This is a genomic window from Corallococcus sp. BB11-1 (assembly GCF_026626625.1).
GTDB classification, from domain to species: Bacteria; Myxococcota; Myxococcia; order Myxococcales; family Myxococcaceae; genus Corallococcus; species Corallococcus soli.
Genome location: NZ_JAPNJY010000031.1, coordinates 156,538 through 173,814 on the forward strand (window position 1 = coordinate 156,538; position 17,277 = coordinate 173,814).

The 17,277-nt window shown below is 69.5% G+C and carries 15 protein-coding genes; 12 read left to right on the forward strand and 3 right to left on the reverse strand.

Going from position 1 to position 17,277, the window contains the following annotated elements:
* Positions 1-134: 134 nt before the first annotated feature.
* The 3 genes from OV207_RS26715 to OV207_RS26725 all read left to right on the forward strand — a co-directional run bounded on the left by OV207_RS26715 (position 135) and on the right by OV207_RS26725 (position 3,234).
* Complete coding sequence (locus OV207_RS26715) at positions 135-1,235, forward strand: D-alanine--D-alanine ligase family protein (RefSeq protein ID WP_193349061.1); 1,101 nt, start codon at positions 135-137, stop codon at positions 1,233-1,235.
* On the forward strand, positions 1,174-1,599 hold the full coding sequence (locus tag OV207_RS26720) for a GNAT family N-acetyltransferase (protein ID WP_227027324.1): 426 nt from the start codon (positions 1,174-1,176) through the stop codon (positions 1,597-1,599). Before OV207_RS26715 ends, OV207_RS26720 begins: the two co-directional genes overlap by 62 nt.
* Positions 1,600-1,692: 93 nt before the next feature.
* Positions 1,693-3,234 (forward strand): transglutaminase-like domain-containing protein, encoded by a 1,542-nt coding sequence (locus OV207_RS26725; RefSeq protein ID WP_267557914.1) that lies wholly within the window; start codon positions 1,693-1,695, stop codon positions 3,232-3,234.
* Positions 3,235-3,262: 28 nt separating this feature from the next.
* Here OV207_RS26725 and OV207_RS26730 read toward each other — a convergent pair whose 3' ends face one another.
* On the reverse strand, positions 3,263-5,350 hold the full coding sequence (locus OV207_RS26730) for a thioredoxin domain-containing protein (RefSeq protein WP_267557915.1): 2,088 nt from the start codon (positions 5,348-5,350) through the stop codon (positions 3,263-3,265).
* Between the two features lie 161 nt (positions 5,351-5,511).
* Here OV207_RS26730 and OV207_RS26735 point away from each other — a divergent pair, with 161 nt between their 5' ends.
* From OV207_RS26735 to OV207_RS26745, 3 genes are all read left to right on the forward strand, one after another.
* Positions 5,512-6,828, forward strand: coding sequence for an ArnT family glycosyltransferase (locus OV207_RS26735; RefSeq protein WP_267557916.1), 1,317 nt, complete (start codon positions 5,512-5,514; stop codon positions 6,826-6,828).
* 68 nt (positions 6,829-6,896) lie between these two features.
* Positions 6,897-7,616 (forward strand): hypothetical protein, encoded by a 720-nt coding sequence (locus tag OV207_RS26740; protein ID WP_267557917.1) that lies wholly within the window; start codon positions 6,897-6,899, stop codon positions 7,614-7,616.
* A gap of 74 nt (positions 7,617-7,690) precedes the next feature.
* Positions 7,691-8,164 carry an SMI1/KNR4 family protein gene (locus tag OV207_RS26745; RefSeq protein WP_267557918.1) on the forward strand — a complete coding sequence of 158 codons (474 nt, stop codon included), beginning with the start codon at positions 7,691-7,693 and terminating at the stop codon, positions 8,162-8,164.
* 133 nt (positions 8,165-8,297) lie between these two features.
* Here OV207_RS26745 and OV207_RS26750 read toward each other — a convergent pair whose 3' ends face one another.
* Positions 8,298-9,593, reverse strand: coding sequence for an Ig-like domain-containing protein (locus OV207_RS26750; protein ID WP_267557919.1), 1,296 nt, complete (start codon positions 9,591-9,593; stop codon positions 8,298-8,300).
* A 205-nt stretch (positions 9,594-9,798) separates the two neighbouring features.
* Positions 9,799-10,161 (reverse strand): winged helix-turn-helix transcriptional regulator, encoded by a 363-nt coding sequence (locus OV207_RS26755; RefSeq protein WP_267557920.1) that lies wholly within the window; start codon positions 10,159-10,161, stop codon positions 9,799-9,801.
* 65 nt (positions 10,162-10,226) lie between these two features.
* On the opposite strand from OV207_RS26755, the gene OV207_RS26760 reads away from it, so the two are divergent.
* The 6 genes from OV207_RS26760 to OV207_RS26785 all read left to right on the forward strand — a co-directional run bounded on the left by OV207_RS26760 (position 10,227) and on the right by OV207_RS26785 (position 17,223).
* Positions 10,227-10,571, forward strand: coding sequence for a nuclear transport factor 2 family protein (locus OV207_RS26760; protein WP_267557921.1), 345 nt, complete (start codon positions 10,227-10,229; stop codon positions 10,569-10,571).
* The gene (locus OV207_RS26765) at positions 10,568-11,347 is read left to right on the forward strand and encodes an SDR family oxidoreductase (RefSeq protein WP_267557922.1); all 780 of its coding nucleotides are present in this window, start codon (positions 10,568-10,570) and stop codon (positions 11,345-11,347) included. The genes OV207_RS26760 and OV207_RS26765 overlap by 4 nt, the downstream gene beginning before the upstream one ends.
* 463 nt (positions 11,348-11,810) lie before the next feature.
* Complete coding sequence (locus tag OV207_RS26770; protein ID WP_267557923.1) at positions 11,811-14,327, forward strand: HYR domain-containing protein; 2,517 nt, start codon at positions 11,811-11,813, stop codon at positions 14,325-14,327.
* A 26-nt stretch (positions 14,328-14,353) separates the two neighbouring features.
* Positions 14,354-14,896, forward strand: coding sequence for a DUF350 domain-containing protein (locus OV207_RS26775; RefSeq protein WP_193349049.1), 543 nt, complete (start codon positions 14,354-14,356; stop codon positions 14,894-14,896).
* Between the two features lie 11 nt (positions 14,897-14,907).
* A complete protein-coding gene (locus OV207_RS26780) occupies positions 14,908-15,783 on the forward strand; it encodes a hypothetical protein (protein WP_193349048.1) in 876 nt (291 codons plus the stop codon).
* Positions 15,784-15,909: 126 nt separating this feature from the next.
* Positions 15,910-17,223: a chitosanase gene (locus OV207_RS26785; protein WP_267557924.1), complete on the forward strand. Its 1,314-nt coding sequence runs from the start codon at positions 15,910-15,912 to the stop codon at positions 17,221-17,223.
* Positions 17,224-17,277 lie beyond the last annotated feature (54 nt).

The window sequence follows — 17,277 nt, forward strand, 5'->3', positions numbered from 1 at the left end:
GGGGTCGCCCACCTTGGAGGTCACCTACCGTACCGCAGACCCTGGCGGGCGGTAGCCCCGTGAGGAGGCGACCAGACACCATGTCTCCCGCTGGGAAGGTCCCAAGGGACGTGCTAACCCTTCCCGCACTCCGAATGCACATCATCCTGCTGCACAATCGTGACCACGAGCTGCTCGAAGAAGACCCGGGGCGCGAAGCCCGCGAGGACGTGGTCCGGGTGGCCGAAAGCCTGGCCCAGGCGTTGAGCCGGGACGGGGTGGTCGCCGAGCCGCTCGCCATCGAAGGGGACCGGCTGGACTTCGTGGAGGCCCTGCGCTTCCTCCAGCCCGACCTCGTGGTGAACCTGTGCGAGTCGCTGGCCGCCGACAGCCGCGGGGAGATGGCCATCCCCTGCCTGCTGGACGCGCTGGGGCTGCCGTACACCGGCTCGTCCGCCCTGTCGCTGGGGCTGGCGCTGCACAAGCCCAAGGCGAAGGAGCTGCTGCGCGCCAACGGCGTCTCCACGCCCGCCTCCTGCGTGGTGCGCCGCCGTGAGGACGCCCTGGCGGTGGACCTGCCCTGGCCCCTCATCGTGAAGCCCGCCCGCGAGGACGCCAGCGTGGGCATGGACTTCGACTCCGTGGTGACGGAGCGGGCCGCCCTGGTGCGGGCGTGCGAGGCGGTGCTCAAGACCTTCCACCAGCCCGCGCTGGTGGAGCAGTACATCCCGGGGCGGGAAATCTACGTGCCGTTGTTGGGCAACAGCCCGCGACAGGCGCTGCCGCTCACGGAGATCCACTTCGGCCACGCGTTCGACGACCGTCCGAACATCGTGTCGTACCGGGCCAAGTGGGAGGTGGAGTCGCCGGAGTACCGGGACTCGACCTCCGGGCCGTGCAAGCTCGACGCAGTGCAGGAAGCCCGTTGCGTCCAGACGGCGCTGGAAGCATTTGCAGCGCTGGACTGCCAGGACTATGGACGCGTGGACCTTCGGGTGTCGCCCGAGGGTGTGCCGTACGTCATCGACATCAACCCCAACTGCGACCTTCACCCGGGCGCGGGGTTCGCGAAGGCGGCGCAGGCCGCTGGGATGGACTACGCGACCCTGGCCTCACGAATCGTGGAGGTCGCTCTCGAAAGAGCCCATGGAAATCCGCACACTCGAAAGAAAGGACCGGGAACCGCTCGTCGCGTTGATCCGGCGAATCGAAACCTTCTCGCAGGAGGAGCAGGACTGCGCCATCGAGCTGGTTGACACCGCGCTCACCGCGGGCAACCGGGACTACTCCATCCTCGTGGCGGACCGCGGGCAGGAAGGCGGCATCGTCGGGTACGCGTGCTACGGCCCGACGCCCATGACGGAGAACGCCTTCGACCTGTACTGGATCGCCTCCTCGCCGGAAGTGCGCGGCCAGGGCATTGGCGCCCAGCTCATCTCCTCCATGGAGGGCGACCTGCGCCGCCGCAAGGCGCGGCTCATCCGCGTGGAGACGAGCGCCACGGAGGCCTACGGCCCCACGCGCGGCTTCTACGCGTCCATGAAGTACGGGGAAGAGGCGCGCCTGCGGGATTTCTACAAGCAGGGCGACGACCTCATCATCCTGACGAAGCGCCTGTAGTCCGCCGTCCGCAGCAGACCACCCCTGGGCGTGAGTGAAGACGCCGCCCGGGTCCCCGTCAGGAGGGGGCAGATGCCTTCCATGAACCGACCGATGCGACGCACCCGTCTGGGATTGTTGAGCCTGCTCGCCCTGCTGACGGGGGCACCCGCCCCCGCCTGGGCCCAGGCCCCCTCCTCCGCCGCGCTGAAGTCCCAGGCGAAGGCCGCGGCGACCCAGGCGCAGCAGAAGGCGCCTGCCCCCGCCCCGCAGACGCAGGAGCTCTCCGACGCGCTGAGGGCCCCGCGCCCCAAGGGCGGCGAGTACTTCGGCCTGTACCTGATGGACAAGAAGGTGGGCTGGTTCTTCACTGACTTGACGGCGCTGCCGGGCGGCAAGGCGCAGAGCATCAACGAGCTCATCTTCAAGGCGCAGGTGGGTACGCGCGTGTCGGAGCGCGTGCACCGCGAGGTGCGCGTCTACGAAGCGAAGCCGGGCGGGCGCCTCTTGTCCTTCACCGTCACCCAGCGTGGGGACGGCGGGGACCAGGAGCTGGTGGGCACTGCCACGGCGGACGGGCTGCGCGTGGTGCGCAAGCGCCCGGGCCAGCCGGAGGAGGTGCTCAAGCCGATGCCCGCGCCCAAGGAGACGGTGGACGACGCGGACCAGGCGCGCGTGGCGCTCCTGCGCGGCAAGAAGGTGGAGGGCGTGCTGCTGGACGGCACCGACCTGGAGGGCTACCGCACCGTCACCACGGTGGAGGCCCCGGAGGAGCAGGTGCTGGGCGGCGTGAAGGTGAAGCTCGCGCGCGTGAGCACGCTGTCCGACAAGGAGAAGGTGCCGGTGGCGGCCTTCCTGACGACGGACGGGAAGATGGTGCGCGTGGACTTCGGCCAGACGATGCAGGCGCGCGCCGAGTCCGAGTCCGTGGCCAAGCGCATGGACCTGGTGGAGGTGTTCGGCCTCACGCGCGTGGTGCTGCCAAAGCCGCTGCCCGCGAAGGCGCGCGAGGTCCCCGGGCAGGTGACGCTGGTGATGAAGAACCTGCCGGCGAAGTTCCAGCAGGACACGTACCGGCAGAAGTACAAGCCGCTGCCGGATGGCCGCGTGGAGGTGACGCTGATGGCGGCGCCGCCCGCGCCCAAGGGCCGCAAGCCCCGGCCGGTGGCGGACCCCGACGGCGGGGCGAACCTCAAGTCCACGCTCGCGGTGGAGTCCGAGGCGCCGGCCATCGTCGCGCAGGCCAGGAGCATCATCCGCGAGGAGAAGGACGCGTACACGGCGGCGCGGATGCTGTCCGCGTGGGTGTACAGCAACCTGCAGAAGGACTACGGCGCCAGCGCGGACCGGGCCACGGACGTGCTGCGCCAGAAGAAGGGCGACTGCACGGAGCACTCGCTGCTCACGGTGGCCATGATGCGCGCGTCCGGCATCCCCGCGCGGCGCGTGGACGGCGTCATCTACATGGTGAACGCCGACGGCGTGCCCGCGCTGTACTGGCACGAGTGGGTGGAGGCCTGGGTGGGCGAGTGGACCCAGTTGGACCCCACCTTCAACCAGCCCGTCGCGGACGCCACGCACTTCGCCGTGGGCTACGAGGGGAACGCTGAAATCACGCCCCTCATCGGTTCGCTCCAGGTCACCGACGTGAAGTAGCCGTCGGCGGTGTCCCGGGCCGCTTGTTTCAGTGGCCCGGGGTCGCCACCAGGCGCTCCGCGAGCGTGGCCGGGTCCGTCACGGGCCGCTCGCAGACGAAGCCGCGGCAGAGGTACGCCGCGCCCTGCCCTTCCACCGGGTCGCGCCCTTCAAAGAGTTCCTGGAGGCGCGCGGGCGGTGGAGCGCTGGTGTCGTTCCACCCGAAGGAGAACGCGGGGGCGTAGGTGCGGTTCGCGGCGGCCAGCAGCGGCGCCACGGCGGCGCGCGTGCCCGCGAAGGTGACGCCGGACGCGCCGTCCAGCAGCGAGTCCGCGGCGAGCCCCAGGTGCCCGTAGCCCAGCGGGTTGCGCACGAGCTGATCCCTCAGCTTGGCCACGTAGTGCTCCGGGTGCTCCAGGTGGGCCACGTCCCCCGTGAGCGCCGCGAGCGCCACCTGCGCCTCGGTCAGCGTGGAGGCCCCGGACGGGAAGGCGTTGTCGAAGAGGGAGTAGGCCGCCACCACCAGGTCCTTCTGTCCCCGGGGCGCTGACAGGTACGCGTGCTTCTCCTCGTCCCAGAAGAGCGCCACCGCGCGGTGCACGAGCGCGTCCGCGGCGTCCAGGTACTTCGCGTCGAAGGTGGCCTGATAGAGCGCGGTGAGGCCCGAGGCGAGGTCGCCGTAGTCCTCCAGGAAACCGTCGATGCGGCCCTTGCCGTCCTGGTGCGAGCGGAGCAGCCGCGTGCCGTCCCACAGGTTCGCGAGCACGAAGTCCGCCGCGTTGGCCGCGAGCTTCGCCCAGTCCGGGCGGTCGAAGACGCGCGCGGCGAGCGCGAGGCCGCGGATCATCAGCCCGTTCCAGCCCGCGAGGATCTTGTCGTCGCGGCCCGGCTTCACGCGCTGCTCGCGCGCGGCGAAGAGGAGGCGGCGCGCTTCGGCCAGCTCCGCCTGCACCATCTCCACGGGGCGGCCCTGCTCGGTCGCCACTGTCTCCACGGGGACGACGACCTCCAGCACGGTGGCGCCGTGTTCGAAGTTGCCCTGCGGGGTGATGCCGTAGTGGCGCAGCACGGTGTCGGCCTGGCCCGGGGAGAGCACCGCGCGGACCTCCTCCGGGCGCCAGACGAAGAACTTCCCCTCCTCGCCCTCGCTGTCCGCGTCCTGCGTGGCGTAGAAGCCGCCGGCCGGGTCGGTCATCTCGCGGCGCACGTAGTCGACGGTCTCCTCCACGACCTTGCGCCACAGGGGGCGTGACTCCACCTGCTCCGCTTCCGCGTACAGGTGCAGGAGCTGGGCGTTGTCGTAGAGCATCTTCTCGAAGTGGGGCACGAGCCACCGCTCGTCCACCGAGTAGCGATGGAAGCCTCCGCCCAACTGGTCGTAGAGGCCGCCCGACGCCATGCGCTCCAGCGTGCGGAACACGGCCGCCTTCAGGGGCTCACCGGCGCCGCGGCGCCACGCGCGCAAGAGCAGCGCGACGTTCATGGGGTTCGGGAACTTGGGCGCGCCGCCGAAGCCGCCGTGCACCGGGTCCATGCGCTTCGCCATCGCGTGGCCCATGGCGACGACGTCCTCGGCGGACAGGTGGCCGGGGGTGGCGTCCAGACCGTGCGAGGACAGCTCGCCCAGGCCCTCCTGGAAGCGGCGGGCCTGCTCCTCGATTTCGTCCGCCTTGTTCTCCCACGCGTCGCGCAGCGCGGTGAGGAGGCGTGGGAACCCGGGGCGGCCGTAGCGGTCCTCGGGGGGGAAGTAGGTGCCGCCGTAGAAGGGGCGCAGGTCGGGCGTGAGGAACACGGTGAGGGGCCAGCCTCCGCCCTGCCCCATGAGCTGCACGACGCCCTGGTAGATCTGATCCAGGTCCGGGCGCTCCTCGCGGTCGACCTTGATGTTGATGAAGCCGTCGTTCATCAGGCGCGCGGTGTCGGGGGACTCGAAGGACTCGTGCGCCATGACGTGGCACCAGTGGCACGCGGAGTAGCCCACGGAGAGCAGGATGGGCTTGTTCTGGGCGCGGGCCAGGGCCAGGGCCTCGTCGCCCCACGGGTGCCAGTCCACGGGATTGGTGGCGTGCTGGCGCAGGTAGGGCGAGGGCTCCTGGGCGAGCCGGTTGGTGGAGCCAGAGGGGGGATGTACGGCCATGGAGGGCTCCCGGGGCGCAGAGACTTGGCGGCCCATCACATTGTGAGCCCGGGTGCTCCGGAGCAAGCCGAAATGGCCTCACTCGCCGCTGGCCAACGGCCCTCCGGTGCGCTTTGTCCGGGGGCGTGCGTGCGTCCGCCGACTCCACCCCTGGCCTGGGAATGAGGGCCTGTGTCGCCCTGGTGGCGCTGGGCGTGGGGGTGCGGCTGGCCCTGGCGCTGGGCACGGACGTCTACTTCGACGAGGCCTATTACTGGCAGTGGGCGCGGCACCTCGCGTGGGGGTACTTCGACCACCCGCCGCTGGTGGCGTGGCTCATCGCCGCGCTGGGCATCCGGGGCACCGCGCTCCTGTGCGGCCTGGGCACGGGCGCGGCGGTGTGGGGGCTCGCGCGGGACGTCTACGGCTCCAAGGACGTGGCGTGGCGCGCGCTGGCCCTGTGGAGCGTGGTGCCGGTGGGCATCATCTCCGGGGTCTGGGCCACGCCCGACTCGCCCATGCTGCTGTTCTGGGCGCTGGGGCTGTGGGCGCTGTACCGCGAGAGGTGGGTGCTGGCGGGCCTGACGTGTGGCCTGGCGTTGTTGTCCAAGTACCCATCCGTGCTGCTGGGGCTGGCGTTCATGCTGGCGGCGCTGCGCGCGCGGAGGCTGCCGGCGGGCGCGTGGCTCACGGCGGGGCTTGGCCTGCTGTGCTTCCTGCCGGTGGTGCTGTGGAACGCGAGCCATGAATGGGTGGGCTTCGCGTTCCAGTTGAACCACGGCCTGGGAGGCAGCGGCGGTTGGAGGACGTTCGGGGAGTTCCTGGCGGGGCAGCTCGCGATGGGCGGGCCGCTGCTGTTCCCGCTGGCGCTGGTGTACGCGGTGCGGGGACCGCGCGAGCAGTTCCTCTTGCGCATGGCGGCGTTGGTGCCGCTGGTGTTCTTCGGCTACGCGGCGGCGCGCACGCGGGGCGAGGCCAACTGGCCGGCGGCGGCGTACCTGGCGGCGTGCATTGGCGTCGCGGGCATGAAGCACCCTTGGCAGCGGGGCACGGCGTGGAGCGGAGCGCTCATCTCGCTCGCGGTGGCGTCGCACCTGCTGTTCCCGGTGCTGACGTTCGAGCGGGACGTGCTGCTGTCACGGACGCACGGCTGGGGCCCGCTGGAGCGGCTGGCCCGGCCCGAGCAGCTCTTCGCCGGCATGACGCCGGGGCGCACGGCGGTGTACGCGCCGACGTATCAGATGGCCTCGCAGGTGGCGTACTTCGCGGGCGTGGAGACGGACACCGTGGGCCCGGCCCGGCGCAAGAGCCAGTACGACGTCTGGCCCCCGCTGGAGCTGAAGCCCGGGCAGGACGTGCTGTGGTGTTCGGAGAACGGCGCACCTCCGCCCGAGGAACTGGTGCAGCGCTTCGGTTCGGTGGAGGGGCCGGTGGAACTCACGGGCGACTTCCGGGGCCGGCGGCTGCACACGTTCACGGTGTGGCGCCTAAAGGATTGAACAGCCCCAATCAACATAAACAGCACCCAAGGCACATCAACACTCCACGACACAGATCAAAACCCACAATGAACGCCACAAAAAAGCGCGAATTTCAAACTGCATTCATGATCGACGACCCAGCACTTGAAAAGCTTGATCGAATTCTCAGCGAGTTCGGACCAAGAACATACACCATATCTTTCACAGACGGACTCACTCTTGAGTGTGGCGACCTGCAGGGCCTCAGACAGCAAACAAGCGACAGGGGAAATCCCATTCTTGAGATTCTAATCAGCACTTCTTGGCAGTCCCAGCAAAGGGCAGCAATTCGCCTACGCAAACCAGAAAAGCAAGAAGTATCGTCTATCGATTATGATATGGCGGGCGAAGAAAAGGACGTCTTCGTACTGTCTGGAAAACTAGACCAATGGATCGCAGCGCGAAGACCACCATATGCCTACTTCGCCCGATGGGAGCTGGTGCCGGTGGTCAGTTTCTTCGGCGGTACGGCCCTTCTGATCATGGCTTTGGCCGCATTTCCAGCCAGTGAGTCTGCAATTCAGGAAACAAAGACAGCAGGGAAGCCTTCACCACTAGCTGAAGTAGCGCCTTTATGGGGCTGGTTGCTCGCGACAATCGGATTCATCGCGACATGGCTAAGAAATCGCGTAATGCCAGTCGCGGACTTTGCAATAGGCGATGGCGTGGAGCGAAGTCGACGACTAGGCTGGTGGCGAAATGCAGTCATTCTCGCAACGGTCCTAAGCGTCGCGACCAGCGTTTTGACCAGCAAGCTAATGCAATAACAGTGTCTAACAATATTCAGGCCAGTGGCGGACGCCAGGGCCTGACCGCCCGTACGTGGATTGAGAGGGCCGCCATGTCCATGCGTAGCATGTTGGCCGAGGTCTCCAGGACTCACTACCCCAATGCACCCGCGACGCCAGCACAGCTCGCTGCGTTTGAAGCCCACGTAGGCTGGGAACTCGACAAGGACCTGCGCGCCTTTTACTTGCACTGCGACGGCGGCACGCTCTTCGAGACTCGCAACAACGCCAACTACCGCTTCCTCCCGCTCGCGGAGATCCGTCGCGCTCGTCTTGCAATCAGGGCCAGCGACGAAGACGAGGACGGAGCGCCTTCGGTCTACACGCTGGTGGACATGCAGGACTCAGACTTCATCGTCCTGGACGTTGCCCAGCGCATTGCCGGTAGCTACCCGCTATTCGACGCGTGGCACGAGACGTTCCCTGTGGTGGAGCGAATTGCATCCTCTTTTGGAGAGTTCTTGGAGAAGGCGCTGCGCAGCGGCAACCGCTCGTTCTGGTTGAGCAGCGCCCCTCCGGAACGCTGAGCAACCGAGGAACGCCCACGCCTCTTCGCACGGACATCCAGAGTCGTACCCCCGGCTCTCCGTGCACTGCCTCCGACGAGCCCTCCGGGGAATGACAATGGTCACCGGGAAGCTGGCACAGTACGCAGGCGGGTCAGTCGTTCGCCGCGCCCGCGAGGATCCACGAGCGGACGCGAACCACGAGCCCCGGGTTCTGATCAAAGTAGGCCGTGTTCTTCTGGGGCATGCGGCTCCCGCACGTCGTGCCCTCCATCTTGCGGATGAGCGCCGAGTTGTCCGGGTCGCCGGGCTGGACCCGCTTGAGCGTGCTGCATGAGGCGACGGTGGCGTTGACGTTGACCAGGTGGCTGTAGCTGCTCCCTGACGCGAGGTTGAGCCCACCGCTGGTGCCGTGGCAGCCCGTGCATGAGCCGGAGCTCCACACACCCTGCACATCCGTGGAGTACCGGGGCACGGAGACGAAGACGGTGAGGCTCCGGACCACGGGCGTGCTCGCGCCATCCGTGACGCTCACGGACAGGGTGAAGGACGTCCCCGTGGCCACCTCGGGCGAGAACCACTGCGCGCTCGCGCCGGTGGCCCCTCCCACCCAGGTGCCCTTTGAAGCAGGGGCCGTCTGCGACCACGCGAAGGTCAGCGGGTCCCCATCCGGGTCGCTCGCCGTGACGGTGAACGTGCCCGTCGCTCCCGCCAGCAGCGTCGCTGGGCCGGAGAGCGTCGCGTTCACCGTGGGCGGCTGGTTCACCTTCTGGACCGCGACGTCGACGGTGGCCTGCGTGCTGCCGCCCTTCCCGTCGGTGACGGTGACCCTCAACGTGTACGTCCCGCTGGAGAGCACATCCGGGGCCTTCCAACTGGTCTGGGCAGAAGCAGGGGCGCTGAAGGTCCCTCGCGGCGTGCCGGGCGTCACCTGCTCCCAGGCGTACGTGAGCGTGTCACCGTCCAGGTCGGTGGCGTTGACCGCCAGGGCGACGGACTGCTGCTCGTCGATGGGCGTGGCGGGCGTGGCCGTGGGCGTCGACACCGTCGGAGGCTTGTTCACGACGAGGGCGCGCGAGACATCCACCGCCACCGTGCCCTGCGTGATGCCGTCCCTGCCGTCGCTCACCGTCACCGTCAGCGTGAAGCGCTGGGCGCTCTCGACCTGCGGAGCCGTCCAGGTGGGGTTGCGCGCGGAGGCGTCATTGAACGCGCCCGCTGGCGACGCGGGGCTCTGCGCCCAGGCATAGGTGAGCGCGTCCCCGTCCGAATCCGTGGCCTCCACCCCCAACTCCACCGGGCTCCCGGCGCTCACCTGGGTCGTCTGCGCATTCGGACCGATGAGGGTCGGAGGATGGTTGATGAGGGTCGAATCGTCACCGCCACAGGCGAGGCCTCCAAGCCCGAGGAGCAGCAACGGCAACAGGTACTGCGACAGATGGTGGCGCATGGGGGGTCCCTCAAAAATGAGGGCGGACCCTAGCAGGCAGTCAGAGGAACAGAGGAGGTGTGTTGCCCTGTCCAGCGGTCTCCCGCCATTGAGGACTTTCTCTCAGGGCACCTGTCCTCCAATGGCATGCACGAGCATGGCGGGAGGCTGCTGGCCCCCGACCCGAGCTGTTCGTCGGGCAGGGCGATGGCGAACGGGCTCGAAGTCACGCGCTCGTGGGCCGTCGCGCGCGCTTCGGCGTTGGCCGCTTCTCGGCCCACGTCAGGAGCTCGTCGAGCGCCGGGCAGAGCGACTGTCCCCACTCGGTCAGGTGGTACTCGACCTTGGGCGGCACCTGCGCGTGAACGATGCGCGCGACGATGCCGTCCTGCTCAAGCTGCCGAAGCTGCTGGATGAGCATCTTCTGCGAGATGGCTGGGATTGCACGCTCCAGCTCGGAGAAGCGGAGCAGCTTGCCGCCGAACAGGTGGAAGAGGATGACCAGCTTCCAGCGGCCCTCCAGCATCTGGATGGCTTCCTCGATGCCGCTGGCCGCCGTCGCTGGCGTATGGTGCTCATGCTTACCCAAAGGTATGTACCCTACTTTCCCGTGTGTTCTTGCGGAACAAAACCGTACTCATTACAGGATGGGCAATGCAAACGACGCCCGACCCGCTCCCTGGCCTGCCCGCGCCGATCGCGAGCTACTTCACACACGAGACGACCAACCCAGCAGCCGTGGCGCGGTGTTTCACCGACGATGCGCTCGTCGTGGATGAGCGCCACGAACACCGCGGGCGCGCCGCCATCGAGGCGTGGAACGCTGCCGCACACAGCAAGTACACGTTCACGACGCAACTGCTCGCGGCGGAGTCCGACGGTGCTCGCACCACGGTGCGTGCGAAGGTGATGGGCAACTTCCCAGTCAGCCCCATTGAGCTCCGCTTCCGCTTCACCCTCGCTGACGGGCTCATCGCCCGACTGGAGATTGCACCGTGAGCTTCGACCTCGAACTGAAGAGCCGCCGAGCCCTTGTCACGGGAGGAACGAAGGGGGTCGGTGCGGCGGTCGTCACGGCCCTCGTCAACGCCGGCGCCAAGGTTGTCGCGACCGCACGCACCGTTCCCAGCGACACGCCTGACGTGCACTACGTCGCCGCCGACGTCACGACCATCGAAGGCTGCGCGCAGGTGGCGCGCGACGCACTCGCGCACCTCGGTGGCATCGACATCCTGGTCCATGTGCTCGGCGGCTCGAGTGCGCCCCCAGGTGGCTTTGCGGCGCTCAGCGAGGACGCGTGGCAGAAGGAGCTCAATCTGAACCTGATGCCCTCGGTCCGGCTCGACCGAGCGCTCTTGCCGTCGATGTTGGAGCAACGCTCGGGCGTCATCGTGCATGTCACGTCCATCCAGCGCGAGCTGCCCCTGCCAGAGTCAACGACGGCGTACGCCGCAGCGAAGGCGGCGCTGGCGACCTACAGCAAGTCACTGTCGAAAGAGGTGGCGCCGAAAGGCGTGCGGGTGGTCCGCGTCTCGCCGGGCTGGGTGGAGACCGAGGCTTCTGTGCAACTGGCCGAGCGCCTCGCCAAGGAGGCCGGCACCGACTACGAGGGCGGCAAGCAGCTCATCATGAAGGGGCTGGGAGGCATCCCGCTCGGCCGTCCGGCCACGCCTCAAGAGGTCGCCGACCTCATCGCGTTCGTCGTGTCGCCGAAGGCGGGCTCCATCACCGGCACGGAGTACGTCATCGATGGCGGCACAGTGCCGACGGTGTGAGCCGTGAACGGTGGCCTCCTGCCCCGAGGCCACCTCCTGCTACTCGGCGTCGAACGCGGCCAGGTCCCCTGCCCCTCCACGCCTCGGTGGGCGCGCTTCAGCGTCTCCTCCAGCGCCTTGACGCTGTCCTCGAACCCTCCCGGCACCTCGATGGTGACCTTCGACATCGTCTGAGGTCGTCCGGTGGCGCGGGTAGAGGACTCCCACCGTCGGCGTCCGAGTACCACCCACATCAGGCGACGGGAGACCGGGGCCGGCCGGTCGCTGGTGAACACATGAAGCAGGGATGACACCGGGTCCGTGAGACGACTGGCGAACAGTCAGTCGTCCCCTCGGTTGTGGATCACACCGGGCGTGATGACGGTGCGCCCCGTGGATGGTGTTGGCGCGGCTCCCTTCAAGGGGTCAGCGGCCAGCGGGCGCGAAGCGGTCAGTGGAACGGGCGTTGGTGGGGAGGGGTTGGATGATGACTCGCGGCGGTCGTGCGTGGCTTTCGGCGTTGTCACTGGTGGCGGTCAGCGGTCCTGCGCTGGCCTCCGGTGTCAGCGCGAATGGTCCGGATCCGGTCAGCGTTCGTCCATTGGCCAGGCTTCCGGAAGAGAGCGGCTTCGCCTCCGCCACGAACTTCGAGCTCCAGCCCCAGGCCACCCTGAACGGGCAGCTGTACTTCTTCAGCGGCCCGCGCGTGGAAGCCTACGACCACCGCCCCCTGAAGCTGTGGGCGACGGATGGCACTGCCCAGGGCACGCGCTCCATGCAGGACCTGGTGCCGCCCTCCGCCGTCATCGACCACACGACGTTGTCCTCGGTGCCGGGCCGCCTGTTCTTCACCGCCCACGACACGGCCACCGGCCGTGAGCTGTGGACGAGCGACGGCACGGCCCAGGGCACCCACGTCGTACGGGACCTCCAGTCGGGAGCGGCCAGCGGCGTGCGCGCGCCGAACCTGCCCGTCGCCTTCGGCACCTCCGTGCTGTTCGCCGCCGAGGACCGCGACGGCGACACCGAGCTCTGGAAGTCGGACGGCACCGAAGCGGGCACCGTGCGCGTCCAGGACGTGTGGCCCGGTCCCCAGGGTTCCCATCCCTCCTTCCTGGGGCCGTGTGGCGGCGCCATGTACTTCAGCGCCGTCGGTCCCGAGGGCCGGGAGCTGTGGCGGACGGATGGCACGGATGCGGGCACCTGGCGCGTCCGCGACCTCCGTCCGGGCGCCGAGTCGTCGAACCCCGGGCCCGTCACCGCGCTGGGCTCCACCTGCTTCTTCACCGCGGACGACGGTCAGCACGGCAGGACCCTGTGGAAGACGAATGGCACCTATCCGAGCACGTCCCGGGTGAGCGACCTGGTGGCGGGCTCCTTCGAGCCGGAGCTGAGCCAGCTCACCGTGCTGGGTGACACGCTCCTGTTCCTCGTGAAGGACGGCCAGCAGGTGGACCTCTGGCGCACGGACGGCACGGAGGCGGGCACCCTTCCGGTGAAGGCGCTTCCGCGCGACCTCAGCGGGACCGTCTCGCTCGTCCGGGCGGGCGCGCGCGTCTACTACCTCACCCAGGGCACGGGGTCCGGCCGCCAGCTGTGGGTGACGGACGGCACGGCGCAGAAGACCACGGCCATCCCGCTGGAGGACGCGGGTCGGCCCCTCGTCCCGCACTTCATCGCGGCCTGGGGTGACGAGCTCGTCTTCTACCGCGCCCCCAATGACTGGGGCGGCGAGCTGTGGCGCACCGACGGCACCGCGGCGGGCACGTACCGTCTGGCCCGGGTGCCCGCGACCCGGCCGTTCTCGCCGTCCAGGGTGGTGCCGTTCGGGGACTCGCTGATCATCCCCAATGACAGCCCCTTCAACGGCCTGTCGCTGTGGCGGCTGGACCGCGACGCCACGGCGCCTGCCTTCCGCGAGTGCCCGTCCCACCTGGACGTGCCCGCCACGCATGCCCAGGGCACGGAGATGCGCCTCCCGGTGCCCGCGCTCACCGGTGGCCAGACGCCCCTGACGGTGCGCACCAGCCACCCCGAGGGCACGCCGCTGACCATGCCCATGAGCTTCCCCGTCTACTACCAGGCCGAGGACGCGCAGGGCCGGGTCGCCGCGTGCGTCATCGAAGTCGCCGTGGCCAACCTGACGCCGCCCACCATCCAGGGCTGCCCGTCGGAGCTCGTCGTCAACACCCGCTCGCCCCGGGGCGCCACGGTGTACTACCCGGAGTTCACGGTGACGGAGGAGACGGGCGGCGAGGTCGTCACCTCCATCATCCCGGAGAACGGCAGCGTGCTGCCCCTGGGCACCACCCTGGTGACGATGACGGCCCGCGACCGGGCGGGCAACACGTCCACCTGCGCCTTCCCCGTCACCGTGCGCGACGGTCAGCCGCCCGCGTCCGCGTGCAAGGTGAGCGAGGTGCGCGTGGAGGCCGAGGGCCCGGACGGCGCTCGCGCCTGGTGGCCGGAGGTGACCGCCAGCGACAACGTCTCCGCCCAGGCGGCCACCTCCCGTACGCACGCCCCCGGCGACCTGTTCCCCCTGGGCATCACCCGCGTGCAGCTCACCCGCACCGATGAAGCGGGCAACAGCAGCTCGTGTGAAATCCAGGTGAAGGTGCGCGACTCCCGGCCGCCCGTCCTCGCCTGCCCGGACGACGTCACGCTGCGGACCGCCGTCATGTCCGGCACCCGCGCCGACTACCCGCCGGCCACCGCTCAGGACGCCGTGTCCGCGGCGGAGCTGCACTACACCCCCGAGCCGGGCACGCCGCTCGCGCCGGGCATGCATTCGGTGCAGGTGACCGCGCTCGACGCGGCCGGCAACGCGGCGCTGTGCAGCTTCCACGTCGCCGTGGAGTACGACCCGACGACGGACATGACGCGCAGCCTGGGGTGCTCCGTGGGCAGCGGCCCGGCTTCGGGCGCGGGCTGGGCGGCGCTGCTGCTCCTCGGCTGGACGCTCAGCCGCCGGAAGAAGGGCACCGCGCAGGACGCCTGAGCATCCGCTACAGTCCCGCGCGGACCATGGACCTCACCCTCTTCGTCGTCGGACTCGTGAAGGTCGTCTTCGGTGGACTCGTGGCCGCGCTCGGAATCGGCCTGGGGATGCACGGCCTGGGTCGCCTGCTGGACAGCCACCCGGTGGAGGAGCTGCGCCAGGGCAACGTCGCCGCAGGGCTGGTGCACGCGACGAGCCTCGTGTCGCTGGGCCTGCTGGTGCAGCACGCGCTGAAGGCCACCGGGGACGCGGTGGACATCGCGGTGCAGAACCCGCCCGTGCCGCCCATCGCGGTGCTCCAGCTCATGGGCCTGTCCCTGGTGCACGTGGCGCTGTCGCTGGCGGTGGGCGTGGCGGTGCTCGCGCTGGGCGTGCGGCTGTTTGACAGGATGACGCCGGGCATCGACGAGCTGGCGGAGGTGCGCAAGGGCAACATCGCCGCGGCCCTCATCCTCTGCGCCTTCCTGCTGGTGATTGCCCTGCTCACCGCGCCCGGCCTGCAGGCCGCGCTCAACGGGCTCATCCCCTTCCCGCAGCTCCCCACCGGCATGCTGCGCGCGCCCGCCTGAGTCCCAGCACCATGGCCGCGCGCTCCTGGAAGACCTGGCTGCGGTGGGGACTGGCGGGCACGGTCCTGGCCACGGTCTTCTGGCGCGTGGACGTCCAGAAGGCGGGGCGGCTCGCGGAGGCCCCGGGGACGGAGGTGGGGGCGGGCTCGCCGGTGGAGGCGACGCTGGACCTGGGCAGGGCGCTGGTGCCGGAGGACACGCCCCCGGACCGCGTGCACGCGTATGACTGGCGCGTGGAGGGACTGGAGCCCGCCCGGCAGCAGGTGGCCTACGGCCTGGGCGAAGCGGTGGAGCGCGGGCTGGAGCAGGCGCACCGCGACCACAGCCTGCGGCTGCGCTACCGCGCCATGGGCCCGGAGCGCTTCACGTACGTGGCGCCCCCGGGGTGCGGCACGGACATGCGCTGCATCTACGCGGAGCTGATGCAGAGCAACGCGGTGCCGGTGCGCGTCCTGGGCGAGCGCTTCGCCACCTCCATCCGCGAGCGCAACCTGGACGCCGCGCAGGCCACCGAGCTCATCCTCGGCTTCGTGCGCCGCATCCGCTACGAGCTGCCCGGGGACGAGCCGTTCGGCATCGTCCCGCCAGGGCTGGTGCCCGCGCAGGACCGCGGCGACTGCGACTCCAAGGCCGTGCTCGCGCTGATGCTGCTGCGGCAGGTGGGCGTGGACGCGGTGCTGCTGTACTCGGATGCGCTGGCGCACGCGGCCATTGGCGTGGGCCTGCCCGGCTCCGGCACCCGCATCCCCTTTGGCGGACGCGGCTACCAGTACGCGGAGCTCACCGCGGACGGCTGGCCCCTGGGCATGATTCCGCCCCAGTACAACAAGCCCCAGCTGTGGCGGGTGCTCCCGCTGCCGGACGCGCCCACGCCGGCGCCAGGGTAGGCGAAGTCTCCCGTCCCGACCCGCTCCCGGGAGGACTTGGAGTTCGCCGTAAATTCCATTATTCCTGCTTTCACGGGGATGCGTGGGGAAGGTCCGCGCCCTCCGTCCACGACAGGGAGCAGGCACATGGAAGCGAAGCGTTCACAGGGTCGGGCCCGTCGGTCGTTCGTCCTCGCGGGGCTGGCGGCGCTGGCGGTCGGGTGTGGTGCGGAGGAGGGCGCCGACGCGGCGGTGGCGCCGGGCGCGGTGGAGCAGGAGCTGGGGGCGTGCGCGCACTCCATCACGACGAACACGTACGTGGGCGCGGACTACTGGGGCACGCTCGTGTTCAAGAACACGGGCACGGTGGCCATCGCCAACCCGCACATCTCCATTGATGTGCCGTCGGGCGTGACGTGTGACGACGACCAGCCCGGCTGGACGCACACGCAGTCGAACCGGACGTGCACGTACACGCGGACCTCCGCGCTGACGGTGGCGGTGAATGCGTCACACACGTTCTACTATTCCACCAACTCCAACACGTCGTTCACCGCGGCCAACGTGAAGGTCCAGTCGGACAGCTGCGGCACCACGTCCCCTGGTGGCCCGGGCCTCACCGCGAACCAGAAGAAGGTGGCGGAGGCGCTGACGAGCATCTGGGAGAACGACACGCCCACGCTCAACTACGCCTACGCGGAGAACATCCAGGACGGGCGCGGCTACACCAACGGGCGCGCGGGCTTCTGCACCGGCACCGGCGACGCCATCCAGGTCGTGCAGTGCTACCGGGCGCTGCGCACCGAGGCCAATGGCAACCGGCTGGCGAAGTACTGGAACGCGCTCAACGTCATCAACAACCGCTTCCTGTCCACCGGCCAGAACCAGGCGTCCACGGCGGAGCTGGACGCGGTGGGCAACTGGACGGCGGACTGGGCGGCGAGCTTCAACACCGCCGCGACGAAGGCGGACTTCAAGCAGTGCCAGGACCAGGTGAGCGACGCGCTCTACTACACGCCCATCATGAACGAGGCCACGCGCTGGGGCTTCACCCAGGCGCTCACCAAGGCGGCGCTGTACGACGCGGCCATCAACCACGGCGAGAGCGGCGTGAACGCCATCATCCGCAGCGCCAACACGGCCCTGGGCAACAGCGGCCAGGTGGCGCCGGTGATTGGCCACAACGGCATCACGGAGAGCGCCTGGCTCCAGAAGTTCCTGGAGAAGCGCCGGGACGTGCTCGCGGCGGACGCCACCTGGGCGCAGGCGGTGGACCGCGTGGCGGTGTACGAGAAGCAGCGCCGCGTGGGCAACTGGAGCCTGGGCACGGCGCTGCGCAACGACGTGCGCGCCCGCGACTGCTGGGGCACCAGCTACCCGGCGAGCGGCTACACCGTGCGCCTCATCAACCCGGACGGCACCTGGAGCACGCCCTCCTCGTACACCTACGCCTGCCAGTAGCGGGGCGGTGCGTCCGGGCAGGCCACTGCCCGACACGGGCCGTGACGGCGCGCT